This window comes from Pseudomonas batumici (genome assembly GCF_000820515.1).
GTDB lineage: Bacteria > Pseudomonadota > Gammaproteobacteria > Pseudomonadales > Pseudomonadaceae > Aquipseudomonas > Aquipseudomonas batumici.
The window spans coordinates 40,078-63,724 of the sequence record NZ_JXDG01000082.1 but is presented as its reverse complement, the minus strand read 5'-3'; the positions used below and the strand labels follow the sequence as shown (position 1 = coordinate 63,724).

Sequence of the window (23,647 nt, the reverse complement as noted above, 5' to 3'; positions counted from 1 at the left end):
GCTGGCTTGCCGGCGATGGCGGCCGAATGATCGCTGCAAGGCTTGCGGGCCTCATCGCTGGCAAGCCAGCTCCTACAGGGTCCGCGCTCGCCTTGCGATCAAGGTCGGGTTACAGCATAGCCTCGTAGGCAAACAATGCCGGAGCGCCACCGGTATGGAGGAAGATGATCGGGCCGTCCTCGAAACGCTGGAGAGCGATGCCATCGAGCAGCCCGGCCATGGCCTTGCCGGTGTAGACCGGGTCGAGCAGGATGCCTTCCTGGCTGGCCAGCAGCTTGACCGCCGCCAGTGTCCCGGCGTTCGGCTCGCCATAACGCGGTGCGAAATACTCGTCCCACAATTCGACCTTGAAGCTGGCCGGTACCGACACCCCCAGCAACTCGGCCGTGCGCTCGGCCAGGCCCTGCACCTTCGGACGCTGCGCCTCGTCGCTACGGGACACCGTCACCCCGACCACCGGCAACCGCGGCAGCGCTTCGCTCAAGGCCAGGCCCAGGCCGCTGTGGGTCCCGGCGCTGCCGGAGGCCAGCACCACCGCGGCAAATTCCAGCCCGCTGTCCTCGATCTGCGCCGCCAGTTCGAATCCGGCCCGTACATAACCCAGCGCGCCCAGGGCGTTGGAACCGCCGATCGGCACCAGGTACGGCTTCTTGCCGTTGCCACGCAGGCGCTCGGCCAGGGCCTGCAACTGCTCGTCGGCATTGTCCAGGTTGTCTACCAACTCGACCCGGGCGCCGAACAGGTCCAGCAACAAGCGGTTGCCGTTGCCCAGGTAGTTGGCGTCCTCGGTACCGATGGGATTCTCCAGCAGGGCCACGCAGCCCAGTCCGAGACGGGCCGCCAGGGCCGCCGTCTGGCGCACATGGTTGGACTGGATGGCACCGGCGGTGATCAGCGTATCGGCGCCGACCGCCAGGGCATCGGCCCCCAGGTATTCCAGCTTGCGCAGCTTGTTGCCGCCCAGGGCCAGGGGGGTCAGGTCATCGCGCTTGATGTAGATATCGCGGCCGACCCACGCCGACAGGCGTTCGAGCTTTTCCAGGGGGGTGGCCTGGGCCAGGAGTTCCAGACGGGTAAAACGGGCAAGCTGTTGTTTGATCATGGGGCCAAGCTGACTGTGGGAGATGCCAGGACTATAGGCAGCGGCTTTTCGCCAGGCAACTGTCATTCGCTTATGCCGAAAAGTTCTGAATAAAGCACCATTCGTTCTTAATTGCCGTTTGTGTCGGTGCCGTAAAGTGGAAGTCATTCAGGCGACCCGATAGGCCGGTCGTCCAGCCGGAGATTTGATCGTGAGCGAGCGTTCCAGCCATTGGCAACTACAGACCATCGTCAGCCAGCTGCGCAGCGCCCGGGATGAGTGGCGCAGCCGTAACGGCCGGGTCAGCGACGAACAGGGCGGCCGTGAACTACCGTCACGCCAGGCCATGGCCGAGATCCTCGAGTCACTCTGCGGCGCGCTGTTTCCCATGCGCCTGGGGCCGGTGGACCTGCGTGAGGAAAGCGAAGATTTCTACGTCGGCCACACCCTGGACGCCGCCCTCAATGCCCTGCTGGCCCAGGCGCGGCTGGAACTGCGCTATGTGGCGCGGCACGGCGGCGAGTCGGACAGCGAGGTCCAGGCCAAGGCCGTGCAACTGATCCAGGACTTCGCCATGGCCCTGCCGGAATTACGCCGGATGCTCGACACCGACGTGCTGGCGGCCTACCACGGCGACCCGGCGGCACGCAGCGTCGATGAAGTGCTGTTGTGCTACCCGGGGATTCTCGCGGTGATCCATCATCGCCTGGCCCATCACCTGTACCGGGCCGGGTTGCCGTTGCTGGCGCGGATCAGTTCGGAAATCGCCCACTCGGCCACCGGGATCGACATTCACCCCGGGGCGCAGATCGGCCGCAGTTTCTTTATCGACCATGGTACCGGCGTGGTGATCGGCGAAACCGCCATCATCGGCGAGCGGGTGCGGATCTACCAGGCGGTGACCCTGGGCGCCAAGCGCTTCCCGGCGGATGAGGACGGCCAGTTGCAGAAGGGTCATCCGCGTCACCCCATCGTCGAGGACGACGTGGTGATCTACGCCGGGGCGACCATCCTCGGCCGCATCACCATCGGCCGCGGCGCCACCATCGGCGGCAACGTCTGGCTGACCCGCAGCGTGCCGGCCGGCTGCAACCTGACCCAGGCCAACCTGCAGCAGCATGAGGACGGAACGCAGCGCTAGCTCGCCACAAAGTCGCACCGCCAAGCCCTGCGATTAGTCCTACAGACCACATCCGTGTTTAACTTGACCGTTCGATCAAGTTAAACCGGCGGCCCGCCGCCCGCTCACAACAGGAGGCTTGCCTTTGCTGAGTCCGAGATGCCCAGCCACGCTTCATACCCTTGAGGTGCCCGTCTCATGAGCACTTCAGCCCTCCCCACCAGCGGCCTGGTCCGCATGAACCCACCGGTGTTCTACTTCGCCGCCACCTTCATCCTGCTGTTCGGCCTGCTGGTCATCGCCCTGCCCGAAGCCGCCGGCCAATGGCTGCTGGCGGCACAGAACTGGGCGGCCAATACGGTCGGCTGGTATTACCTGCTGGCGATGACCCTGTACCTGGTCTTCGTGGTGGTCACCGCCTTGTCCGGCTACGGCAAGATCAAGCTCGGTGCCGACCACGACGAACCCGAGTTCAGCTATCTGTCCTGGGCCGGCATGCTGTTCGCCGCCGGGATCAGCATCACCCTGTTCTTCTTCTGCGTCTCCGAACCCCTGACCCACCTGCTGCAACCGCCCCAGGGCGAGGCCGGGACCCCGGCCGCCGCGCGCCAGGCCATGCAGATCCTGTTTCTGCACTGGGGCCTGCACGGCTGGGGGGTGTTCGCCTTCGTCGGCATGGCCCTGGCCTACTTCGCCTACCGGCACAACCTGCCGCTGGCCCTGCGCTCGGCGCTCTATCCGCTGATCGGCAAGCGCATCAACGGGCCCATCGGCTATGCCGTGGACGGCTTCGGCATCATCGCCACGGTGTTCGGCCTCGGCGCCGACATGGGCTTTGGCGTCCTGCACCTCAACTCGGGCCTGGACTACCTGTTCAACGTGCCCCACACCCAGTGGGTCCAGGTCGGGCTGATCAGCCTGATGATGGGCGCGGCCATCGCCGTCGCGGTCACCGGCGTCGACAAGGGCGTGCGGGTGATGTCCGATATCAACATGCTGCTGGCCTGCGCGCTGCTGCTGTTCGTGCTGTTCGCCGGGCCGACCCAGCACCTGCTCAATACCCTGATCCAGAATCTGGGCGACTACCTCGGCGCGCTGCCGACCAAGAGTTTCGACCTCTACGCCTATGACAAGCCCAGCGACTGGCTGGGCGGCTGGACAGTGTTCTACTGGGCCTGGTGGATCGCCTGGGCGCCGTTCGTCGGCCTGTTCATCGCGCGGATCTCCCGCGGCCGGACCCTTCGCGAGTTCGTCTTCGGCGTGCTGCTGATCCCGCTGGGCTTCACCCTGGCGTGGATGTCGATCTTCGGTAACAGCGCCATCGACCAGGTGCTCAACCACGGCATGACCGCCCTCGGCCAGTCGGCCCTCGAGGATCCGTCACGGACGCTGTACCTGCTGCTGGAAACCTACCCCTGGAGCAAGACGGTGATCGCCGTCACGGTGTTCATCAGCTTTGTGTTCTTCGTCACCTCGGCCGACTCCGGCACCGTGGTGCTCTCGACCTTGTCCGCCCGTGGCGGCAGTGCCGACGAAGACGGGCCGAAGTGGCTGCGGGTGTTCTGGGGCGCGATGACCGCACTGATCACCAGCGCCCTGCTGTTCTCCGGCAGCATCGATGCGCTGAAGTCGGCGGTGGTGCTGACCTCGCTGCCGTTCTCGCTGATCCTGCTGCTGATGATGTGGGGACTGCACAAGGCGTTCTACCTGGAGTCGCAGAAGCAGATCGCCCGGCTGCACTCACTGGCGCCGGTGTCCCACTCGCGGCGCAGCGGTTGGCGCCAGCGCCTGGGCCAGGCGGTGCACTTCCCGTCGCGGGACGAGGTCTACCGGTTCCTCGACCAGACGGTGCGTCCGGCCATCGAGGACGTCAGCGCGGGGTTCGTCGAGAAGGGCCTGAACGTGGTGACGCAGCCGGACCCGGCCAATGACAACGTCAGCCTGGAAATCGGCCATGGCGACCAGCACCCGTTCATCTACCAGGTGCAGATGCGCGGCTACTTCACGCCGTCCTTCGCCCGCGGCGGCATGGGCCCCAGGGCGCTGAGAAACCGTCGCTACCACCGCGCCGAGGTGCACCTGCGCGAAGGCAGCCAGGACTATGACCTGATGGGCTACAGCAAGGAGCAGATCATCAACGACATCCTCGACCAGTACGAACGGCACATGCAGTTCCTGCACCTGGTGCGTTGAGACGCCGCCTCAGGCCTTGTCCAGCACCATGAACAAGGCCATGGCGATGGCCGGCAGACCGAACACCGCCAACCCGGTCATCAATTCCGAAAGGACGCTCTGGTGGGCGGTGATCACCCCGATGGCGCCGTTGACGATCGTCGCCAGCAACCACATGCCGAGAAAGCCGACGCCGAGGATCTGCCGGCCGATGCCCAGGCGCTGGCCGAAGAACAGCGTGCCGCCGAGCAGGATCAGGCCGATGGCGAGGATGATGGCGGTGTGCATGGTGTGTCCTCCAGGGCGGTGCTGTCTGTTAGCCCCAATACCGATTTGTAGGCGCCGGCTTGCTGGCGATGAGGCCAGGGAGCCTTGCATCACCCGATGGACCGCTATCGCCAGCAAGCCGGCTCCCACAGGTGGGTATGCCAAGCTTGACTGACGGACGTCCTCTCATCCCTCACTAACACTGTAGATCGAAACCCGGCCCCTCAACGGCGCCGACCTGTAACAGATCCACCAGCCCGACTCACCGGAACATCCAGGCGTCAGACCAGGCCACCGTTGGCGCGCAGGACCTGGCCGTTGACCCAGGCGGCGGCCGGGCTCACCAGGAAGGACACCACGTCGGCGATGTCTTGCGGCTGGCCGAGACGCTCCAGCGGCGGCATCCTGGCGAAGGTCTGGATCTGCTCTTCGCTCTTGCCGTGCAGGAACAAGTCCGTCGCCACCGGGCCGGGAGCCACGGCATTGACGGTGATCCGCCGACCGCGCAGTTCCTTGGCGAACACCTGGGTGAGCGATTCCACCGCCGCCTTGCTGGCGATGTACACCGCGTAGCCGGGCAGGTTCAGGGCCACGGTGCTGCTGGAGAAGTTGACGATGCGGCCGCCGTCATTCAGCCGGGTAGCGGCTTCGCGCAGGGTGTTGAAGGTGCCGCGGGTGTTGATGGCGAAGGTCTGCTCGAACAGTTCGTCGCTGTGCTGGGCCAGGGGCAGGACCTTGAGCACGCCGGCGTTGTTGACCAGCACGTCGACCTTGCCCAGTTGCTGCTCGGTCTCATCGAACAGCCGGGCGACATCGGCGGAACGGGCGACATCGGCCTTGATCGCTATGGCCTGGTGGCCGGCCTGGCGCAGCTCCACCACCAGCGCCGAAGCCTCGGTGGCACTGCTGGCGTAGTTGATCGCGACGGCAAAGCCTTGCGCAGCCAGCTGGCGGGCGATAACCGCGCCGATGCCGCGTGAAGCGCCGGTGACGATGGCCACTTTCCGGTTCTGGTGGGTCATGTCGAATCTCCTGGGGTGTGGGTTGGGTGTGGCGCCAATCTCACAGGTTTACCCAAGGTGATAAATGCACGATAGTTGGCTTGACTGTTCAATAATCGCCAACAATCAACCTCAACGGAGCGCCCATGGACCAGGTCAAGGCCATGAAGGTATTCGTCCGGATCTATGAGCGCAGCAGCTTCACCCTGGCCGCCGAAGACCTGAACCTGCCCCGCGCGACCCTGACCCACACCCTGAATCAGTTCGAGGCCTGGCTCGGCACCCGGCTGCTGGAGCGCAGCACCCGCCGCGTCCGGCCGACCCTCGACGGCGAGGCCTATTACCCGCGCTGCGTGCAGTTGCTGGCGGAGCTGGAAGAGGCCGAGCTGGCGTTTCGCTCGGTGGCGCCCAAGGGCCGGTTGCGGGTGGACTTGCAGGGGGCGCTGGCCAGGTATTTCGTGATCCCGGCGCTGCCGCAGTTTCTCGAACGCTACCCGGATATCGAGGTGTCGATGAGCGAGGCCAGCCAGTTTATCGACCTGATCGCCGAAGGCGTGGATTGCGTGTTGCGTTCAGGCAATCTCGGTGACTCCTCGCTGGTCGGTCGCCGGGTCGCCAATTTGCGCCAGACGACCTGCGCCAGCCCGGCGTACCTGCGCAGACATGGCGAGCCGCAGTGCCTCGCGGACCTGAGCCGGCATCAGGGCGTCAACTACGTTTCAAGGGCCACCGGCAAAGTATTCCCGTTCGAGTTCAGCGAGGCGGGCGAGCTGCTCGAAGTGCCCCTGGCGGGCCGGGTGTCGGTATTCGGCGCCGAGATCTATGTCGCCTCGGCCGTCTCCGGACTGGGGCTGATCCAGGTGCCGCATTACCGGGTGGCGGAGCAGATCGCGCAGGGCTTGCTCAAGGAAGTCCTGCCGAACCACCCACCACCGCCGATGCCGGTGTCGGTACTCTATCCGCAGAACCGCCATATGTCGCCGAGGGTGCGGGTATTCGTGGACTGGATCAGCGAGATTTTTGCCAAGGCGATGTAGAACATGAAAGGTTTCAGCCACGGATAGAAGCGCTGTCGGCGCGGGTCCGAGTTCGGCGTATGCTGGACCACTTCGCTGAAACTGCCCACCGAGAGAGGATTCGATGACTTACCAAGCTGCCGAAAACCGCTACGACTCCATTCCCTACCGCCGCGTGGGACGCAGCGGGCTGGTGCTGCCGGCGCTGTCCCTGGGCCTGTGGCACAACTTCGGCGACAGCACGCCGATCGACACCCAGCGCGCCCTGCTGCGCACCGCCTTCGACCTGGGCATCAACCACTTCGACCTGGCGAACAACTATGGCCCGCCCTACGGCAGCGCCGAGATCAACTTCGGGCGCCTGCTGCGCGAAGACTTCAAGCCGTATCGCGATGAGCTGATCATCTCCAGCAAGGCCGGCTGGGACATGTGGCCCGGCCCTTACGGCCAGGGCGGCGGCTCGCGCAAATACGTGCTCGCCAGCCTCGACCAGAGCCTGCAACGCCTGGGCCTGGACTATGTGGATATCTTCTATTCGCACCGCTTCGACCCGGACACCCCGCTGGAAGAAACCGCCGGCGCCCTGGCCACCGCCGTGCAACAGGGCAAGGCGCTGTATATCGGCATCTCGTCGTATTCCGGGGTGAAAACCCGCGAGATGGCGGCGTTGCTGCAAGAATGGAAAGTCCCGCTGCTGATTCACCAACCAGCCTACAACCTGCTCAATCGCTGGGTGGAAAAGGACCTGCTGGACACCGTCGACGAGCTGGGTACCGGGGTGATCGCCTTTACTCCGTTGGCCCAGGGCCTGCTGACCGACAAATACCTCAATGGCATCCCCAAGGATGCGCGGGTCAATCGTCCGGGCGGCGATTCGTTGCAGGCGTCGCACTTGTCCGAAACCAACATCGCCCATGTGCGGGCGTTGAATGAGATCGCCCAGCGTCGTGGCCAGAGTCTGGCGCAACTGGCGCTGGCCTGGACCTTGCGCGACCCACGGGTGACCTCGGCGCTGATCGGTGCGAGCCGGCCGGAGCAGATCATCGAGAACGTCGGGGCGCTGAAGAACCTGAGTTTCACCCAGGAAGAACTGGCCCAAATCGACCACTTCGCCCAGGAAGGCGGGATCAACCTGTGGGAGAAGCCCTCGACGGCGGAATAATCCCCGCCAGGAACCTGACCACCGGGAATTGCCGGATGGGGGATGGGCGGCTACTTTGATCGGGTTGCAGCATGGATCTTTTTGACCCGAGGGGGGCTCCAGGTACGGACGCCCATGGCCGGATTCGATGGCCACCCCATTACAAGGAAAGCACCTATGGCCCAGGAAAATCCGCCGGAAAAGCTCGATCCCCAGGACATTGTGAAACTGCTGGTGGCGTTGCATCGGGCAATGAAAAACGCCGACGCGGGTCGCGCGTCGGCGTTCAAACCTTGAAGGGCTTACTCGCGCATCAGAACGCCGGCAATACCGCGCCTTTGTACTTCTCGGCGATGAAGGCTTTCACTTCCGGGCTGGTCAGGGCCTTGGCCAGTTTCTGCACCGCGGCGTTGTCCTTGTTGTCCGGACGGGCCACCAGGAAGTTCACGTAAGGCGAATCGGCACCCTCGATCAACAGCGCGTCCTTGGCCGGGTTCAGGCCAGCTTCCAGCGCGTAGTTGGTGTTGATCAGGTCCAGGTCGACCTGGTCCAGAACCCGTGGCAGCAGGGCCGATTCCAGCTCCTTGAACTTCAGGTGCTTGTCGTTCTTGACGATGTCTTTCGGCGTCGACAACGCGTTGGTCGGGTCTTTCAGGGTGATCAGACCGGCTTTCTGCAGGAGCAGCAGCGCACGGCCGCTGTTGCTGCCTTCGTTCGGAATCGCCACGGTGGCGCCGTCTTTCAGCTCAGCCAGGCTTTTGACTTTCTTCGAGTAACCACCGAAAGGTTCGACGTGCACGCCGATCACGGTGACCAGGTTGGTGCCCTTGCCTTTATTGAAGCCATCCAGGTACGGCTTGGTCTGGAAATAGTTGGCGTCCAGGTGTTTCTCGGCCACCTGGGTGTTCGGCTGCACGTAGTCGGTGAAGACCTTGATCTCCAGGTCCACGCCTTCCTTGGCCAGGGTCGGCTTGATCAGCTCGAGGATCTCGGCGTGCGGGATCGGCGTCGCGGCCACCACCAGTTTCTCGCCGGCCTGGGCCAGGCTTGCGGTCAGCGCGGCCGCCAATGCGGTAAACAACAGAACCTTTTTCATGCAGTGTCCTTATCGAAAATCACGGTCGTCATCGACGACAGCCTTGAGAGGGAGGTGCCAGTAAAGTGATATCGCCGGCATGGAGCAGAAGATACCGATATTTTTTATTCCAGAACAATATCTTTTATTCATCTTCATATTCCATTTTGTTCATGTTCCCTGCCCTGCACGATCTCCTGTAGGAGCCAGCTTGCTGGCGATGGTCGTCAGCGATAACGCGGGGCATCAGACTGATTGCGGTGTGGCGACGTTCATCGCCAGCAAGCTGGCTCCTACAAAATTTGCTCAGTTGCCGGTTTGCTCCAGCAGGCGCTTGAGAGCCGCCAGTTCTTCGGCGGAGCTGCCGCCGATAAATTGCTCGATCAGGGCCAGCGGCGTCGGCAGGTTCAGATGCTCCGGCAGAATCTCGTCGCCGCTGCTGACCAGCAGCGCGAAGTGAATGACGTTCTCCAGCTCCCGGGTGTTGCCCGGCCAGGTATGCCGCTCCAGGGCACGCTGCGCGCTGTCGCTGATCAGCGGCACCGGCAGGCTCAGGCGCTGGCTGTAGATGCCGAGGAAATACTCGGCCAGGGACAGGATGTCGCCGACCCGCTCGCGCAACGCCGGCAACTCCAGCCGGCCTTCGCTGAGGTAGTGATACAGGCGCTCATGGAATTTCCCCACCGCCACCGCCTGGGCCAGATCGATGCTGGTGGCTGCCACCAGGCGCACATCCACCGGGCTGGGTTGCAAGGCGCCAACCCGGGTGACTTCGTGATTCTCCAGCGCGGCGAGCAATTTCACCTGGATCGGCAGCGGCAGGTCGCCAATCTCGTCCAGGTACAAGGTGCCGCCGTTGGCCGAGCCGAACCAGCCGGCGCGGCTGCTGGCCGAGCCGCTGTAGGCCCCCGCTGCATAACCGAACAGCTCGGCGTCGGCGTAGGTCGGGCTGATCGCGCCGCAGTTGACCGAAACGAACAGCCCGGTACGGTCACTGGCGCGGTGGATATGCCGGGCGAGCAATTCCTTGCCGGTCCCGGTTTCGCCACGGATCAATACCGGCAGCGCCTTGGGTGCCAGCGCTTCGAGTTCTTCACGCAGTTGCCGCGAACGCGGATCGACGAACACCAGCGCCTTGGCGCGAATGCTCAGCGGGCTCTTTTCCGAATCGGGAAAGGTCAGCAATGGCTGACCGAAGGTTTCATGCAGGCTCATGGCAGACTCCCGCCCCAGACCGCCAACCGGCGGGGGGCGTTCAAGCAAAGGAAAAAATTCAGGCGCGCCGCAGGGAATGCTGTTCCATCCGGGTTTGCAGGCGGTACAGGTAGGCAAAGCCCTGTTCCCAGCGCTGGTGGCCGGACTTCACATTGATATGCCCGGCGCCGCTGAGAATGCTGGCTTGCGCGCCCCAGTCGCGGGCCAGTTCCAGGGTTCGCGGGGCGCTGATGGCGGCGTCGTTGTCGGAGGCGACGATCTGGCTGGGGAACGGCAACAGGTCAGTCGGAATCGGTGCAAAATTACGCAAGGCGGGGGCGCAGGCGGGGCGCTCGACATCGGCCGGGGCCACCAGCAACGCACCCTGGACCTGGCGCAGCAGGTGCAGCGGCGCGGTTTGCGCCCAGTGGGCCACGGTGATGCAACCCAGGCTGTGGGCGATCAGGATCACCGGCGTGTCGTCCGCGGCAATGGCTTCGGCCAGGGCCGCCACCCAGTCTTCGCGGCGCGGCGTCAGCCAGTCGGCCTGTTCCACCCGCGCGCTGTTGGGCAGGCTGTTCTGCCAGTGGGTTTGCCAATGATCTTCTGGCGATCCTTGCCAGCCCGGCACGATCAGATAGCGAATCGACTCGTTGCGCATGGGGTACACCTCCTCCAGCGTTTGCGTTCCCGAGCGAGTATAGGGAGGAGATTTATATCCGTTAAGGAATAAGAAGCTATTTATTAAGACTAAAAATGAATATAAGGCCGATCACCGCCTTGTGCCGCGGGTCTTGATCTCGTCCTTGTTGAGATTGGAATGGAGATGCCAATCACCTGATGATGTGTTCCCTCTGTAAAGCAGAGGCTGTCGCCACATCGATAACAGTGCGGATAATCAAGAAACAAGGAAGGCGATCCGGATGACAGGAAGATGAAAAAATTAAACAGGAATAATGCACTTTCATGACTAGCAAGAACAACAAAACATACCACCAGAACTTCAAGCGAATGAGCGGAAGCGTCCACTCATTCGATTGTTGGCCTGGCAGTATGGTTGTGTTGCCTTTATTACTGTTTGACGAACTCGCCACCCAGACCGACGACTTGGCCGTCGAAGGTGGTGCGTGAGCCGCTGGCCCTCAGTTTCCCGTAGTTGTGGTCGGGGGAGAAGGCGGCGAAGGTGACATAGCCGTGACCATCATTGTAGCCGGTGAAGGCGATGATCGTAGGCTGGCCGGTGCTGTTCTGGAAGTGGTAGTGCCCGGTCACGTTGTAGTTCACACCGGCCTGGGTGAGCTGCCCACCGAAGGAGCCGTTCGAGTCGTTGCCGTCGGTCACGACCAGCTTGGCGTCCGAGTTGTAGCTTACATAAGTTCCATTGATGCTCGACATGATGCGTTCTCCTTATGCCGTTAATACACTCTTCCAATGAATGTGAGGTTCTCCTGAAACTCACGACTTCCAGAATGGTAGGACTTCAAAGTTCTGTCCAACTGCATCAACGGTTATTTCTCAATCGATTGGCTATATGAACCCCATCATTGTGAATAACTTGCCCGACGAAAAACTTACTTATAGGTAAACCTCGATTCGTGGGAGCCGGCTTGCTGGCGATGAGGCCCGTGAGCCTTGTATCGTCTGGTCGGCCACTATCGCCAGCAAGCCGGCTCCCACAAGTTTTGTATTGCCACCCTCAGCCTTGTGCAGTACTCACCTCTCGTGAGCTCTGCCGCTCCCGCCGGGCAAACCGGTTCGCCCGCCCGAACGTCCCGAAATCATTGAAGCGCACACCCATCTCGGCCATCACCCGATGCGCCACCGGCGCGCTCAGCTGGCGTATGTAGAACGGCTCCTTGACCACGAAATGATGGATCCCGTGGGTGCTGCCGAAGTTGCAGCAGAACGCCTGCAGCGGCCACAGCCACCAGGGATTGAGCACCTGGGTCTGCTGGATCACGTTGCCCGGCTCGATATCCCCGTAGTAGTGCATGTTCGAACTGATGAAATGCAGGCAGAACGTGCGCAGCACATTCGGCCCGATGATCACCACCACCGCGATGTCGATCACCTGCATCGCCGCCAGGGTATGGGCCGACCAGTCGATGGACGTGCCCAGCAGGCCGGCCACTCCGTTGGCCGCATGAAACCCGAGGAACAGGTACCACGTGCCCCAGTGCAGCAACGCCAGCGGTGCATAGACCTTGAGCGTGCGCTTGAGAATGTTGAACCTGTGCGCCCAGGTCCTGGCTCGCAGCATGCGGATCAGCGAGGACATCAGGTTGTCGCCGACCATCAGCAGGCGGGCCATCCCCCAGGGCTCGCCATTGGTAATGGCGCGCTCTTCCATATCCGCCTCGGTGCCGGAGACCTTGTGATGATTGAGGTGCAGATGGCGACGAATCCACGGGTTGATGGTGCTCGGCCGCGCCAGCCAGACCAGCGCCAACATCAGGTTGTGCGGCACCCTTTGTTTACGGAAATACATACTGTGGATCAGGTCGTGCTCCAGCTCGTGGGTCAGCGAGGCAAAAAAAGCATTCAGTAACAAACACGCCCACCCGGCCAGATAGCCACCCATATAAAGCGCCGCCGATCCGATCATGCCGGCCAGGGCAACGGCCAGGATGCCCGCCCCCAGGGCGTCCTGATGGTTCAGCAGCGGATAACGCCGCCGCAACTCGACGCCCCGGGCCATGACCCTTTCACGAATGAGCGCCGAACGTTGCTGCGCATTCAAGCGCTCGGGACTTGCGCAAACACCTTCCATGATCCCATCCTCTTGTTATTGATGTTCGTATCCTGCGCCGTTGCAGCATCAAAGGTCGTAGCCGCGAACGCCAACCCGTTGACCGGATACGCCAACATGCCCGAACCGACCTCTCTCTCCAGCTGGACCCGCGCCCTGCGCAAGCAGCTCGACGCCCTGGGTCTCGACAGCGCCGCCCTGTGCAGGGAAGCCGGGCTCGATCCGCAACTGATGGACGATCCCAACGCCCGCTACCCGCTGTCGGCCACCACGCGCCTGTGGCAACTGGCCGTCACCCACAGCGGCGATCCGGCCATCGGTTTGCGGGTCTCACGGTTTGTCAGTCCGACCACCTTTCACGCCCTCGGCTATGCGCTGGTGGCCAGCGGCAGCCTGCGGGAAGTGTTCGAACGGATCGTGCGCTATCACCAGGTGGTCAGCGATGCGCTGGAGCTGGAGCTCAGCCGCGAGGGCGAACGCTACCGTTTTCGCCTGCGGGTGCCCAAGGACAGCCCATCACCGGCCCCCGAAGCCATCGACGCCTTCGCCTCGATCTATGTGCGGACCTGCCGCAACCGCCTGGGCCGCGACTACGCGCCGCTGGCGGTGCATCTGCGACGCCCGGCGCCGGCCGATCCGACCCCCTGGCACACAGTGTTCCGCGCGCCGGTGTTCTTCGCAGCCGAGGAGGATCGGCTGGAGTTCGCCTGTGCGGATTTCGACAGCCACCTGGACGACGCCAACCCGGAACTGGCCGAGCACAACGAGGCGGTGCTCAACCGCACGCTCGCGCAATTGAAACCCCTGACCTGGGAGCGCCGGGTCCGCGAAGCCATCGAAGCGCAGCTGCCGGAAGGCGAGCCGTCGGCGGAGCGCATCGCCCAGGCGCTGCACCTGAGTCTGCGCAGCCTGCAGCGGCACCTCGCCGACGAGGGCGCGCGCTACGACACCCTGCTTAATGAATGCCGGGAAAACCTGGCGCTGCTGCACCTGCGCGACCCGCAATGTTCGCTGAGCGAAGTCAGCTATCTGCTGGGCTTTGCCGACACCAGCAGCTTCAGCCGGGCCTTCAAGCGCTGGACTGGAATCACCCCGGGGCAGTTCCGCGACGGGCTGCGTTGAGCCCGCTCGCCACAGAAATCTCGCTCAGCCTGGGCTAACGGGGCGACTCAGGCGCTGGCCGTAGCCCGCAGACGTTCCGGATCGAGGATCTCGATCCCGCCATAGTGGGTGCTCAGGATGCCCTGCTGCTGGAAGTCCTGGAGGATCTGGTTGATGCTCTGGCGCGACAGCGACAACATTGCCGCCAACTGCTCCTGGGACACCTCGAGCAACTGCCGCGAACGGTGCAGCTCGCCGTAGCCTTCGGCAATCAGTAACAGCCGGTGAGCCAGGCGCGCCGGGGCCGGCATCAGGCTCAACTGTTCCAGGCCGATAAAGGTCAGGCGCAGTTTCTGGCTCATCAGCAAGGCGAAATGCCGCCAGTATTCGGGGTGCTCGTCGAGCAGCTTGAGCAACACGTCCTGCGGCACCTGCAACAGGATGGTGTGCCCCACGGCATAGGCATCGTGGGTACGCGGCAGGCCATCGAACAGGGAAATCTCGCCGAACCAGTAAGGCAACTCCATCACCCCCAGCAACGCCTCCTTGCCCTTCTCGCTGACGGCTCCGACCCTGACCGAACCTTCCAGCACCGCATACAGCCCGCAAGGCGGATCACCGCGCTGGAACAGGCGCTGGCCAGGTGTCAGGCGACGGCCCTTGGCGGCGGCGAGCAGGCTATCCTGCAAATGAGCGGGCAGATGGTTGAACCAGTGTCCGGTCAGCAGGCGCGAGCGCCAGGCAGATACGTCCATGAAAACTCCGATTGTCGTGTAGCTGACAGAGTAAATATTTCACGCAGGGCATGATCCCATCACCCTACAGGAGGAATAACAATGAAAAACCTCGTCGAGCACCTCAGTCAATACGCGGCCTATCACCGTGACCCGCGCAATATCGCCAGCCACTTCATCGGGATTCCACTGATCGTGGTCGCCGTGGCGGTGTTGCTGTCACGCCCGCAATGGCCGGTGGCCGGGCTCGGGATCAGTCCCGCGGTGCTTTTGGCGGTGGCCTCGGCGGTGTTTTATCTGCGTCTGGAACGGGCCCTCGGGCTACTGATGACGGTGCTGCTCGGCCTATCCGTTTGGGCAGGCCAAATGCTCGCGGCGCAGAACACGCCAGTGTGGTTGGCGAGCGGAATCGGCCTGTTCGTGATCGGCTGGGCGATCCAGTTCGTCGGGCATTACTACGAAGGGCGCAAACCGGCATTTGTCGATGACCTCAGCGGGCTGATCATCGGGCCGTTGTTCGTGGTGGTGGAATTGTTGTTCCTGCTGGGGCTGCGTCAGGGCTTGAAACAGGCCATCGAGCAACGCTCAGGCCCGGTCACTTTGCGTGGCAAGAATATCTCGGTATGAAACAGCGGGAACCGGAGCGCTGAACACTCGCTCCGGTTCGGTCCATCAGTAGCGACCAGGCGCCACCCACTCCATCACTTGAGATCGCCGATCAGTACATCGGCAGCCTGGAACGACAGCGCGGCGATAGTCAGGCTCGGGTTGGAGGTACCGCTGCTAGGGAATACCCCATCTCCGACCAGGAACAGGTTGCTGTGATCCCAACTGCGCTGATCCTTGTTGACCACTGAGGTCCGCGGATCGCTTCCCATGCGATAGGTGCCCATCAAGTGCCCAGCCCCCTGAAAAACGTAGGGCTGGTCATCGTGGGTGAAATAACCGGTATCTGAGGGCTTCGGCTTGAGGTCGGTCAACTCGGTGGCCCCCAACAACTCGGTGATGATGTAGCTGGCGGCCTTACGCGCCTGTTTGAAGCCTTCCTTGGTGTACTTGGACAGGTCGTAGTGGATCTCGGGTCGCGGGATACCCAACCGGTCCTTGTAAACGGCCGAAGGAACGATATAACTGCTGGCCTGGTCAGGATCATCTTCCACTTGCTCCACCAGGAAGGCGATGCGGAACTGACGGATAAACCGGTCGTTGAGGGCCTTGATCAAGGTACTGCCATAGAGCGCCTGTGGCTCGCCAACCGTGCCCAGCAGTGGATTATTTGTGCCCAGCAGTGGATTGGTCTTGCTGTTATTCTGGCCATCGATCAGGTCGGCAACCGTGGTATAGGGATCACCGATCGGCCAGTTCAAGCCTTCATTGCCGATCTCTATCCGCCAGGCCGCGCGCTGGCTGCGGAACGGCCCATCGCGCAGGCTCTCGATGCCGGCGGTGGACACCGGTCCACGATAGGGAAACACCGATTTCCCCTCCGGCATCAGTCCCCAGGCGAGATAGATCGGATGGTCCGCCAGGCTGCGCCCCACCTGCCCACTGCTGTTGGCAACACCCTGGGGCCACTGGGCACAGGCGGAGTTGAGCAACAACTTGGGGGTTTCGATGGCATGCGCGGCGATGACATAACGTTTCGCGGTCGCCACGCCGGTCCCGGTGGGCGGGCCATCGCCGAGTTGATACTGGATGAACTCGATACCGCTGATGCTCTTGTCCGCCGCCACCGTCACCCGACTGGCCACGGTCTGGTAAAGAACCCGCACATTGCCGGTTTCAAGGGCCTTGTTCAGGGTCACCGTGGCATCGTACTTGGCCTGGATCGGACAGATCGGCGTGCAATTGGTATTGCCCGCGCACACCCGTCGGCCGGCATAAGGTTCGGAGTTGCGTCCGGCAGGGGTAGGACTTACCACCAGCGGCAAGCCGGCGAACGACTTGCCCTGTACCGCGTTCACAAAGCTGCCATCGACCAACGACAGGGGGATGCTGTGCATCGGGAACTCATAACCTTTGGGGAAGGTCATGCCCAGGTAGGCCTGATCGGCCACATTGGCCGATACGCCAATCTCCTCCTCGGCCCGGCAATAGGCACTCTGCAAATCGTCATAGCCAATCGGCCAGTCAACACCCACCCCGTAAAGGCTCTTCAGGCGAAAATCATTGGGCAGCATCCGCAGGCAGGTGCCCACCCAATGCCAGGTGGTGCCGCCACCGACACGTTCGTAGGTACTGGTGAAGGGTAACGGCCCCTTCTGCACCAGATAGCTGATATCCGGGTCTTTCCAGCCATTGATCAGGTCGGCGATGGTGGGTCGCGGCGCATTTTGCTCGCTGGGCTTAAGCTTCGGATGCTTGGCAGGCTCCAGGGTACTGGCCGGTGGATAAGGCGACTCAGGTGTTTTCAGGGTGGAGGTATAGAAACGCTCCATGTATCCGCTGCGATTGGCCGGCACCGACGGCCCCGCCTCCAACACCAGAACCTTCTTCCCGGCCAGCCCCAGTTGGTAGGCGATGATGCTGCCCGCAAGGCCCGCACCGACGATAACGACATCTGCCTGTTCAGTGCTCATGACCAGCCTCCTTGATTGCCACTGCCCGAAACGCCGGTGAACGCCGCCAGGCTTGGCGGTGTCTCGCTCCAATAACCGAAATGGAACTGGCTGTACCCCATCGGATGGGCTTGCGCGACCTTCCACGCCCAACTCTCCTGATAGGCCAGGTCAGAGACCACCCATTGCTGGCCCTGCTTGAAAACGCCAACATCATAGGGTTGGTACCAGACGCCCAACAGCCAGAGCTTCATGATCGCACGGGCCGCCTGGGCCGTTTGCGTCGGGGCCGGCTGCCCGAGCCTCATCAGGATCGCCACGGCGATCTGGTCGGGCGTCAGTTGATCGGCCACCATCGTCGCATACTGGCTGAGCAGCGCATTGAACACCTGCACGGTGACCTTGGGCCGGGTGTAGGCGAGAAACTTCGACGCCAGTTGGGTGGAGTCGATCGGCGGCGCCAGCCTGTCGGCGGCAATCCCCAGCAGCGCCGAGGACAAACCGACGAAATTTTCCAGATCAGTGCTCATGGCTTACTCCCTGTGCCCTTGGAGGATTGGGCACGCTCAAGCAAATAGGTGAAATCGGCAAAGGCCGTCCGTGGGTTCTGCGTGACGCGGGTGGTGGCGTTGTTATGGCATTCCATGCAACTGGACGATGTCTGCGGCACCGATCCCTGGATAAAGGTTTCCAGGGTGGTGTTGGCCAGGAAGGTCGGGGCCGGACTGCCCAACGGATTGGTCGGGGACGGCAACTCGCAATCGGTGGCGGGCTGGGTGGGCCACTGGGTGCTGATCAACTGGTAATTGGCCCAGACACTGTTGGCGTTCACCGTCCTCAGCAGCTTCTGATAGGAGGCGTTCAAGGTCTTGGTCGCGGCGGTCAATGGGATCACGCGCACTATTTGCGAAGGCGTGGCCTTGACCGCCGGGTTCCAGGGGCGCGCTGGCGGTTGATTGGCCGGCGTGCTGCTGGTCACGTTGTAGAACAGGTAAGGTCCTTTGCGCTGCTTCAGCGGTGTGGTCTTTTCCGGTGCGTTGTCGACATGCTCGAAGGTCGACCAGACCCACTGCGGCGCGCCGGCGGTCTTGTGCACGATATGCAGCCCCACCAGCCCCACGGGTTCGGCCTTGCAGGACTCCGCGACGATAGGCCCACGGGTCGGGTCGCTGTTGCCAGGCGTATAGACCAAGGCATCGACGGTATGAAAGCGTGAACGCTGGTCATTGCCACCCAGCACCTTCCAGGAAGCCTTGACCATGACCGCCCCGACTTGCTGGGTCTTGTTCGAACCGCAACTGAACGCCACATGGTTGTTCTGGTTTTTCGTGAGGTACGCCTGCTGCCCCTCGACGCTGTAGAGCCCCTTGCTGGTGATGTCGTTGAACATCGACTGGTTCACCACGATCTCGTTGCGGGTATAGACCCCATTCTGGTCCACCAACGGGCCACTCTGGAACGGCTGGATAAATTCATCCAGCACATCCGGAACCTTGCCCATCTGTTGCAACAGGCGTCCGGGCTTGAGGCCTTCGCAGGCCTTGGGGATGGCTGGCGCGGTGTTCCAGCCGGCGGGGGGCTGGCCCTTGGGCAGAAAGATCTGATAACTCTCGCGCCAGCTTTCCCAGACGGTGGCGCCGTCCTGCTTGCCAATCTGGGTGCCGGCCGCCGGATTACCGTTCGCCTGCGCCGGCCAGTTCAAGGCAATGAAGGTCTGCCAGGAGAGTTGATCGAAGTTCTGTTGCAGGCTATCCAGGCTGACGGGAGTAGTCACCGTGACATCGAAGGGAATTTGCGGCGACAACGTGGGGGCGGCGAAGGTCATCGAACTCGACAGCGCGCAAAACAATGCGCCACCAAGGACTCGACAGGGTCGATGGGCTTCCATTTTCATACGTGCATCTCCTTGGCATCAGGCTAACCAGGAGGCAAAACGCTGGCCCTTCATGGACTCTTTAGACTGCGCCCTCCTGGCACATCCAGCGTAGATAAGGATTAGAAATTACATAAGTTGTCCGTTAGATCGAAAGAGACTAAAAACAATAGCCAATCGCCATATCTACAGCAGTAGCCCTGCACAGCAACATGCCATATAGCGCCCTATGGAGGGAGGACGACAAGCCATCGAAATGTCGATGGCTCGCACGATCGTTTCAGAGAGACGCCAGCTTCTGCCAGACCTTGGGCTTGAAGAACAGGGTCTCGCCCCGCGCCAGACCGATCAGGCTGTCGTGATCCTTCACCACTTCGGCCTCGATCAGTTCGCTCTGGCCTTCGACTTTCAAGGTCACCCGCGTGGTGGCGCCCAACGGGCGGATATCGCGAACCTCGGCGGCATGGTGATCTGCCAGCTCATGACGCGACAGCGACACTTCATGGGGCCGGAACAGCACGTGATGATCGTCCCCCAGGTACAGGCGGTTGGAGTCACCGAGGAAGTGGTAGACGAAATCGCTGGCCGGGTTTTCATACACCTCGCCCGGTGAGCCGATCTGCTCGATCACGCCCTTGTTCATCACCACGATGCGGTCGGCGACTTCCATGGCCTCCTCCTGGTCGTGGGTGACGAACACCGAGGTCAGGTTGATGTCTTCGTGCAACCGCGCCAGCCAGCGCCGCAGCTCCTTGCGGACCTTGGCGTCCAGCGCGCCGAAGGGTTCGTCCAGCAGCAGCACCTTGGGTTCCACCGCCAGGGCCCGGGCCAGGGCGATCCGCTGGCGCTGGCCACCGGACAACTGCTCCGGGTAACGATCGGACAACCAGTCGAGCTGCACCATGTTCAGCAACTCATGGACCTTGGTCGCGATCTGGCTTTCGCTCGGACGCTGGTTCTTCGGCTTCATGCGCAGGCCGAAGGCGACGTTGTCGAACACCGTCATGTGGCGGAACAGCGCGTAGTGCTGGAACACGAAACCGACGTTGCGATCGCGCACGTCGTGGCCGGAAACGTCTTCGCCGTGGAACACGATGCGGCCGTCATCCGGGGTTTCCAACCCGGCGATGATCCGCAGCAAAGTGGTCTTGCCGCAACCGGACGGGCCGAGCAAGGCCACCAGCTCGCCGCTCTGGATATCCAGGTTGATGCTGTCCAGGGCCTTGAAGGCGTTGAAGTTCTTGCTGACATTACGGACTTCGATCGACATGACTTATTCCTCCGCGACGCTGGCGCGCAGGCGGTTGATACGGTTTTCGCTCCACTGCTTGAGCAGCAGGATGAAGAGCGCCAGGATCAGCAACAGGCTCGCCACGGCGAACGCGGCCACGTGGTTGTATTCGTTGTAGAGGATCTCGACGTGCAACGGCAGGGTGTTGGTCACCCCGCGAATGTGCCCGGAAACCACCGACACCGCGCCGAACTCGCCCATGGCCCGCGCGGTGCAGAGCACCACGCCGTAGATCAGGCCCCACTTGATGTTCGGCACGGTGACATACCAGAACATCTGCCAGCCGTTGGCGCCCAGCAGGCGCGCCGCCTCTTCTTCCTGGGTGCCCTGCTCCTGCATCAGCGGGATCAGTTCACGGGCGACGAAAGGCACGGTAACGAAGATGGTCGCCAGGACGATGCCCGGCAAGGCGAAGACGATCTGGATATCGTGGTCCGCCAGCCAGGGCCCGAAGATCCCCTGGGCGCCGAACATCAGCACGTAGACGAGACCGGCGATCACCGGCGACACCGAGAACGGCAGGTCGATCAGGGTCACCAGCATGCTCTTGCCGCGAAAGCTGTACTTGCTCACGCACCAGGCGGCGCTGACGCCGAACACCAGGTTCAGCGGCACCGAAATCAGCACGGCGATCACCGTCAGTTTCAGCGCCGACAGGGCATCCGGTTCGAAGATCGCCGTGAAGAACGCGCCGAGACCGAGCTTCAGGCCCTGGGACACCACGATCAACAGCGGCAGGAGTAAAAACAGCGCAAAGATCAGCCAGCCGAGGCCGATCAGGACCCGCCGCGAGGTGGCACTGCCACGCCGGGCAGCGTTGGCCGAGGAAGCGGCGCTAATGGACGATTGGGACATGTTCGCGCCTCCTTATGGGGTTTCGATACGCCGCTGCAACAAGTTGATCAGCAGCAACAGGACAAAGGAAACCACCAGCATCAGCACGCCGATGGAGGTCGCGCCGGTGTAGTCATACTGGTCGAGCTTGACCATGATCAGCAGCGGCAGGATCTCGGTCTTCATCGGCATGTTGCCGGCGATGAAGATCACCGAACCGTACTCGCCGACGCCACGGGCAAAGGCCAGGGCGAAACCGGTCAACCAGGCGGGCAACAAGGCCGGCACCAGGATATGGCGGAACACCTGCAGCGGCTTGGCGCCCAGGCAGGCGGCGGCTTCCTCGACTTCCCGGGGGATGTCGGCCAGCACCGGCTGCACGGTCCGCACCACGAACGGCAAGGTCACGAAGGTCAGCGCCAGGGTGATCCCCAGCGGGGTGTAGGCGATCTTGAAGCCCAGGTCGGCGGCGAACTGCCCGACCAGCCCGGTGGGCGTGTACAGCGCGGTCAGGGCGATACCGGCCACGGCGGTGGGCAGGGCGAACGGCAGGTCGATCATCGCATCGATGATCTTGCGCCCCGGGAAGCTGTAGCGCACCAGCACCCAGGCCAGCAGCGTGCCGATGATGCCGTTGATGATCGCCGCATACAGCGCGGTACCGAAGCTCAGTTGCAGTGCCGAGACCACGCGCGGGGCCGAGATGATCGCCCAGAACTGCTCCCAGGTGAGTTGGGCGGCGTGCACGAACATCGCCGCCAGGGGAATGAGCACAATCAGGCTGAGGTACACCAAGGTGTAGCCCAGCGTCAGCCCGAAGCCGGGTATGACGGGGGAGATACGACGCGACATAGAAGTCCTTGGTTAGCGGAACGGACATGCAAAACCCGCAAATGAATGCGGGCTCTCGTGGCCACTGTAGGAGCGAGCTTGCTCGCGAAGATCTCAAGGGCACCGCGTTCATCCAGAATATACGCGTTATCGTTGACGTTCTTCGCGAGCAAGCTCGCTCCTACTGGGCCTGGTAGATCTGGTCGAACACGCCACCGTCCTTGAAGAATTTCGGTTGCGCCGATTTCCAGCCGCCGAAGTTCTTGTCGATGGTCACCAGGTCCAGTTTCGGGAACTGCTTGGCGTACTGGGCGGCAACCTTCTCGTCACGCGGACGGTAGAAGTTCTTCGCCGCGATTTCCTGGCCGGCCGGACTGTACAGGTGCTTGAGGTAAGCCTCGGCGATTTCGCTGTTGCCCTTTTTCTCGGCATTCTTGTCGACCACGGCCACTGGCGGCTCGGCGAGGATCGACAGGGACGGCACAACGATATCGAACTTGTTGGCGCCGCCGTCTTCCTTCAAGGCCAGGAAAGCCTCGTTTTCCCAGGCCAGCAGCACGTCGCCCTGGCCGTTGTTGACGAAGGTGATGGTCGAGCCGCGAGCACCGGTGTCGAGGACCGGCACGTGCTTGAACAGCTCTTTCACGTATTCCTGGGCCTTGGCTTCGCTGCCGCCGGCCTTCAGGCCGTAGGCCCAGGCGGCGAGGAAGTTCCAGCGCGCGCCGCCGCTGGTTTTCGGGTTCGGAGTGATCACCGAGACGTCTTTCTTGATCAGGTCGCCCCAGTCCTTGATGCCCTTGGGGTTGCCCTTGCGCACCAGGAACACGATGGTCGAGGTGTAGGGCGTGCTGGCGTCCGGCAGGCGTTTTTGCCAGTCCTCGGGCAGGGTCTTGCCCAGCTTGGCGATTTCGTCGATGTCGCCGGCCAGGGCCAGGGTCACCACGTCGGCGCGCAGGCCGTCGATCACGGCGCGGCCTTGCTTGCCCGAACCGCCATGGGATTGCTGGATCTTCACGTTGTCGCCGGGGTGGGCCTGCTTCCAGAAGCTGGTGAATTCGGCGTTGTAGTCCTGGTACAGCTCACGGGTCGGGTCGTAGGACACGTTGAGCAGTTCGTAATCCTTGGCAACCGCGGAACCGGCAAACACGGCACTGGCGAGCGCGGCCAGGGCGTAACGGCGAATCGACGACATGGTGAAGCTCCCGAAAATTCTGGTGTATCGGCTTTTTTCTTATGGCGTTTCAGGCCCGCATTCGGGCGCGAACGCTCTGGTTCTGGCTGGGGGTCATGGATGACGCCCGCAGGTGACCCGTCGGGCCTCTGCTTGAACAGAGGAAGACGCAGGGGTCAGCTGGGTTTGCTGCCCGGGTTTTGCAGGCGGAATTTTTCCTTGCGTTCGATCTGGACCACTTGAGCGTTGTGCACCGTGATCTCGACGGCGCCGAAACGCAGATCGCGCAAGGCGCTCTGGATCTCACGCAGAATGGTTGCTTCGTCCTGGCCGTCAACGCTACGCAGAGATGCGCTCATGGTCGTGCTCCTGAAATGAGAGTGGCCCCGGCAGTGGGGCACTGCTTGTGGCGTGAGGCAATCTTAGACAGGCCATGTT

22 protein-coding genes and 1 pseudogene are annotated in these 23,647 nt (G+C 62.5%); 6 read left to right on the top strand and 17 right to left on the bottom strand.

Annotation, left to right across the window (positions count from 1 at the left end):
* Positions 1–109: 109 nt before the first annotated feature.
* On the bottom strand, positions 110–1,102 hold the full coding sequence (locus UCMB321_RS28275) for a D-cysteine desulfhydrase (RefSeq protein WP_040071990.1): 993 nt from the start codon (positions 1,100–1,102) through the stop codon (positions 110–112).
* Between the two features lie 190 nt (positions 1,103–1,292).
* Between UCMB321_RS28275 and epsC the strand changes: the two genes are divergently transcribed.
* Both epsC and betT read left to right on the top strand, forming a co-directional pair.
* Positions 1,293–2,222, top strand: a complete 930-nt coding sequence (epsC, locus tag UCMB321_RS28270; RefSeq protein ID WP_040071989.1) for a serine O-acetyltransferase EpsC — start codon at positions 1,293–1,295, stop codon at positions 2,220–2,222.
* A gap of 216 nt (positions 2,223–2,438) precedes the next feature.
* Complete coding sequence (gene betT, locus UCMB321_RS28265; protein WP_209437220.1) at positions 2,439–4,394, top strand: choline BCCT transporter BetT; 1,956 nt, start codon at positions 2,439–2,441, stop codon at positions 4,392–4,394.
* A gap of 9 nt (positions 4,395–4,403) precedes the next feature.
* On the opposite strand, the gene UCMB321_RS28260 is transcribed toward betT, so the two are convergent.
* Positions 4,404–4,661: a hypothetical protein gene (locus tag UCMB321_RS28260; protein ID WP_040071987.1), complete on the bottom strand. Its 258-nt coding sequence runs from the start codon at positions 4,659–4,661 to the stop codon at positions 4,404–4,406.
* A gap of 260 nt (positions 4,662–4,921) precedes the next feature.
* Positions 4,922–5,662: an SDR family oxidoreductase gene (locus UCMB321_RS28255; RefSeq protein WP_040071986.1), complete on the bottom strand. Its 741-nt coding sequence runs from the start codon at positions 5,660–5,662 to the stop codon at positions 4,922–4,924.
* Positions 5,663–5,787: 125 nt separating this feature from the next.
* Here UCMB321_RS28255 and UCMB321_RS28250 point away from each other — a divergent pair, with 125 nt between their 5' ends.
* Together UCMB321_RS28250 and mgrA are read left to right on the top strand one after the other, a co-directional pair.
* A complete protein-coding gene (locus tag UCMB321_RS28250; RefSeq protein ID WP_040071985.1) occupies positions 5,788–6,678 on the top strand; it encodes a LysR family transcriptional regulator in 891 nt (296 codons plus the stop codon).
* A 103-nt stretch (positions 6,679–6,781) separates the two neighbouring features.
* Positions 6,782–7,819, top strand: a complete 1,038-nt coding sequence (gene mgrA, locus UCMB321_RS28245; protein ID WP_040071984.1) for an L-glyceraldehyde 3-phosphate reductase — start codon at positions 6,782–6,784, stop codon at positions 7,817–7,819.
* Between the two features lie 292 nt (positions 7,820–8,111).
* Here the strand turns inward: mgrA and UCMB321_RS28240 are convergent, their stop codons facing one another.
* The 5 genes from UCMB321_RS28240 to UCMB321_RS28220 all read right to left on the bottom strand — a co-directional run bounded on the left by UCMB321_RS28240 (position 8,112) and on the right by UCMB321_RS28220 (position 12,837).
* Complete coding sequence (locus UCMB321_RS28240) at positions 8,112–8,894, bottom strand: MetQ/NlpA family ABC transporter substrate-binding protein (RefSeq protein ID WP_040071983.1); 783 nt, start codon at positions 8,892–8,894, stop codon at positions 8,112–8,114.
* A 285-nt stretch (positions 8,895–9,179) separates the two neighbouring features.
* On the bottom strand, positions 9,180–10,088 hold the full coding sequence (locus tag UCMB321_RS28235; protein WP_040071982.1) for a sigma 54-interacting transcriptional regulator: 909 nt from the start codon (positions 10,086–10,088) through the stop codon (positions 9,180–9,182).
* Positions 10,089–10,146: 58 nt separating this feature from the next.
* The gene (locus tag UCMB321_RS28230) at positions 10,147–10,728 is read right to left on the bottom strand and encodes an alpha/beta hydrolase (RefSeq protein WP_040071981.1); all 582 of its coding nucleotides are present in this window, start codon (positions 10,726–10,728) and stop codon (positions 10,147–10,149) included.
* Positions 10,729–11,138: 410 nt separating this feature from the next.
* Positions 11,139–11,462, bottom strand: coding sequence for a hypothetical protein (locus UCMB321_RS28225; RefSeq protein ID WP_040071980.1), 324 nt, complete (start codon positions 11,460–11,462; stop codon positions 11,139–11,141).
* A gap of 301 nt (positions 11,463–11,763) precedes the next feature.
* A complete protein-coding gene (locus UCMB321_RS28220; protein WP_040071979.1) occupies positions 11,764–12,837 on the bottom strand; it encodes a fatty acid desaturase in 1,074 nt (357 codons plus the stop codon).
* 96 nt (positions 12,838–12,933) lie between these two features.
* On the opposite strand from UCMB321_RS28220, the gene UCMB321_RS28215 reads away from it, so the two are divergent.
* The gene (locus UCMB321_RS28215; protein ID WP_040071978.1) at positions 12,934–13,938 is read left to right on the top strand and encodes an AraC family transcriptional regulator; all 1,005 of its coding nucleotides are present in this window, start codon (positions 12,934–12,936) and stop codon (positions 13,936–13,938) included.
* A 47-nt stretch (positions 13,939–13,985) separates the two neighbouring features.
* Here the strand turns inward: UCMB321_RS28215 and UCMB321_RS28210 are convergent, their stop codons facing one another.
* Positions 13,986–14,672, bottom strand: a complete 687-nt coding sequence (locus tag UCMB321_RS28210) for a Crp/Fnr family transcriptional regulator (protein ID WP_040071977.1) — start codon at positions 14,670–14,672, stop codon at positions 13,986–13,988.
* Between the two features lie 81 nt (positions 14,673–14,753).
* On the opposite strand from UCMB321_RS28210, the gene UCMB321_RS28205 reads away from it, so the two are divergent.
* On the top strand, positions 14,754–15,278 hold the full coding sequence (locus tag UCMB321_RS28205; protein WP_040071976.1) for an Mpo1 family 2-hydroxy fatty acid dioxygenase: 525 nt from the start codon (positions 14,754–14,756) through the stop codon (positions 15,276–15,278).
* A gap of 80 nt (positions 15,279–15,358) precedes the next feature.
* Here the strand turns inward: UCMB321_RS28205 and UCMB321_RS28200 are convergent.
* The 8 genes and pseudogenes from UCMB321_RS28200 to oscA all read right to left on the bottom strand — a co-directional run.
* Positions 15,359–17,230 (bottom strand): annotated as a pseudogene (locus UCMB321_RS28200) (GMC family oxidoreductase); the annotation flags it as partial.
* Positions 17,227–17,739, bottom strand: a complete 513-nt coding sequence (locus UCMB321_RS28195) for a sorbitol dehydrogenase (RefSeq protein WP_040071974.1) — start codon at positions 17,737–17,739, stop codon at positions 17,227–17,229. The gene UCMB321_RS28195 and the pseudogene UCMB321_RS28200, both read right to left, overlap by 4 nt.
* The gene (locus UCMB321_RS28190) at positions 17,736–19,103 is read right to left on the bottom strand and encodes a hypothetical protein (RefSeq protein WP_040071973.1); all 1,368 of its coding nucleotides are present in this window, start codon (positions 19,101–19,103) and stop codon (positions 17,736–17,738) included. The genes UCMB321_RS28195 and UCMB321_RS28190 overlap by 4 nt, the downstream gene beginning before the upstream one ends.
* Before the next feature lie 259 nt (positions 19,104–19,362).
* Positions 19,363–20,352, bottom strand: a complete 990-nt coding sequence (locus UCMB321_RS28185) for a sulfate/molybdate ABC transporter ATP-binding protein (RefSeq protein WP_040071972.1) — start codon at positions 20,350–20,352, stop codon at positions 19,363–19,365.
* A 3-nt stretch (positions 20,353–20,355) separates the two neighbouring features.
* On the bottom strand, positions 20,356–21,228 hold the full coding sequence (cysW, locus tag UCMB321_RS28180) for a sulfate ABC transporter permease subunit CysW (RefSeq protein WP_040071971.1): 873 nt from the start codon (positions 21,226–21,228) through the stop codon (positions 20,356–20,358).
* Positions 21,229–21,240: 12 nt separating this feature from the next.
* Positions 21,241–22,059 (bottom strand): sulfate ABC transporter permease subunit CysT, encoded by an 819-nt coding sequence (gene cysT, locus UCMB321_RS28175; protein WP_040071970.1) that lies wholly within the window; start codon positions 22,057–22,059, stop codon positions 21,241–21,243.
* Positions 22,060–22,219: 160 nt separating this feature from the next.
* Entirely contained in the window at positions 22,220–23,230 is a 1,011-nt protein-coding gene (locus tag UCMB321_RS28170) for a sulfate ABC transporter substrate-binding protein (RefSeq protein WP_040071969.1), read from the bottom strand.
* Positions 23,231–23,385: 155 nt separating this feature from the next.
* On the bottom strand, positions 23,386–23,568 hold the full coding sequence (oscA, locus tag UCMB321_RS28165) for a sulfur starvation response protein OscA (RefSeq protein WP_040071968.1): 183 nt from the start codon (positions 23,566–23,568) through the stop codon (positions 23,386–23,388).
* Positions 23,569–23,647: the final 79 nt, after the last annotated feature.

Coding starts and splice junctions, on each gene's coding strand:
- betT (WP_209437220.1), top strand. CDS start 2,439: ATGAACCCACCGGTGTTCTACTTCGCCGCCACCTTCATCCTGCTGTTC.
- UCMB321_RS28260 (WP_040071987.1), bottom strand. CDS start 4,661: ATGCACACCGCCATCATCCTCGCCATCGGCCTGATCCTGCTCGGCGGC.
- UCMB321_RS28255 (WP_040071986.1), bottom strand. CDS start 5,662: ATGACCCACCAGAACCGGAAAGTGGCCATCGTCACCGGCGCTTCACGC.
- UCMB321_RS28185 (WP_040071972.1), bottom strand. CDS start 20,352: ATGTCGATCGAAGTCCGTAATGTCAGCAAGAACTTCAACGCCTTCAAG.
- UCMB321_RS28195 (WP_040071974.1), bottom strand. CDS start 17,739: ATGAGCACTGATCTGGAAAATTTCGTCGGTTTGTCCTCGGCGCTGCTG.
- UCMB321_RS28235 (WP_040071982.1), bottom strand. CDS start 10,088: ATGAGCCTGCATGAAACCTTCGGTCAGCCATTGCTGACCTTTCCCGAT.
- UCMB321_RS28250 (WP_040071985.1), top strand. CDS start 5,788: ATGGACCAGGTCAAGGCCATGAAGGTATTCGTCCGGATCTATGAGCGC.
- UCMB321_RS28220 (WP_040071979.1), bottom strand. CDS start 12,837: ATGGAAGGTGTTTGCGCAAGTCCCGAGCGCTTGAATGCGCAGCAACGT.
- oscA (WP_040071968.1), bottom strand. CDS start 23,568: ATGAGCGCATCTCTGCGTAGCGTTGACGGCCAGGACGAAGCAACCATT.
- UCMB321_RS28215 (WP_040071978.1), top strand. CDS start 12,934: ATGCCCGAACCGACCTCTCTCTCCAGCTGGACCCGCGCCCTGCGCAAG.
- cysT (WP_040071970.1), bottom strand. CDS start 22,059: ATGTCGCGTCGTATCTCCCCCGTCATACCCGGCTTCGGGCTGACGCTG.
- UCMB321_RS28225 (WP_040071980.1), bottom strand. CDS start 11,462: ATGTCGAGCATCAATGGAACTTATGTAAGCTACAACTCGGACGCCAAG.
- UCMB321_RS28275 (WP_040071990.1), bottom strand. CDS start 1,102: ATGATCAAACAACAGCTTGCCCGTTTTACCCGTCTGGAACTCCTGGCC.
- UCMB321_RS28210 (WP_040071977.1), bottom strand. CDS start 14,672: ATGGACGTATCTGCCTGGCGCTCGCGCCTGCTGACCGGACACTGGTTC.
- mgrA (WP_040071984.1), top strand. CDS start 6,782: ATGACTTACCAAGCTGCCGAAAACCGCTACGACTCCATTCCCTACCGC.
- UCMB321_RS28230 (WP_040071981.1), bottom strand. CDS start 10,728: ATGCGCAACGAGTCGATTCGCTATCTGATCGTGCCGGGCTGGCAAGGA.
- UCMB321_RS28190 (WP_040071973.1), bottom strand. CDS start 19,103: ATGAAAATGGAAGCCCATCGACCCTGTCGAGTCCTTGGTGGCGCATTG.
- cysW (WP_040071971.1), bottom strand. CDS start 21,228: ATGTCCCAATCGTCCATTAGCGCCGCTTCCTCGGCCAACGCTGCCCGG.
- UCMB321_RS28170 (WP_040071969.1), bottom strand. CDS start 23,230: ATGTCGTCGATTCGCCGTTACGCCCTGGCCGCGCTCGCCAGTGCCGTG.
- UCMB321_RS28240 (WP_040071983.1), bottom strand. CDS start 8,894: ATGAAAAAGGTTCTGTTGTTTACCGCATTGGCGGCCGCGCTGACCGCA.
- UCMB321_RS28205 (WP_040071976.1), top strand. CDS start 14,754: ATGAAAAACCTCGTCGAGCACCTCAGTCAATACGCGGCCTATCACCGT.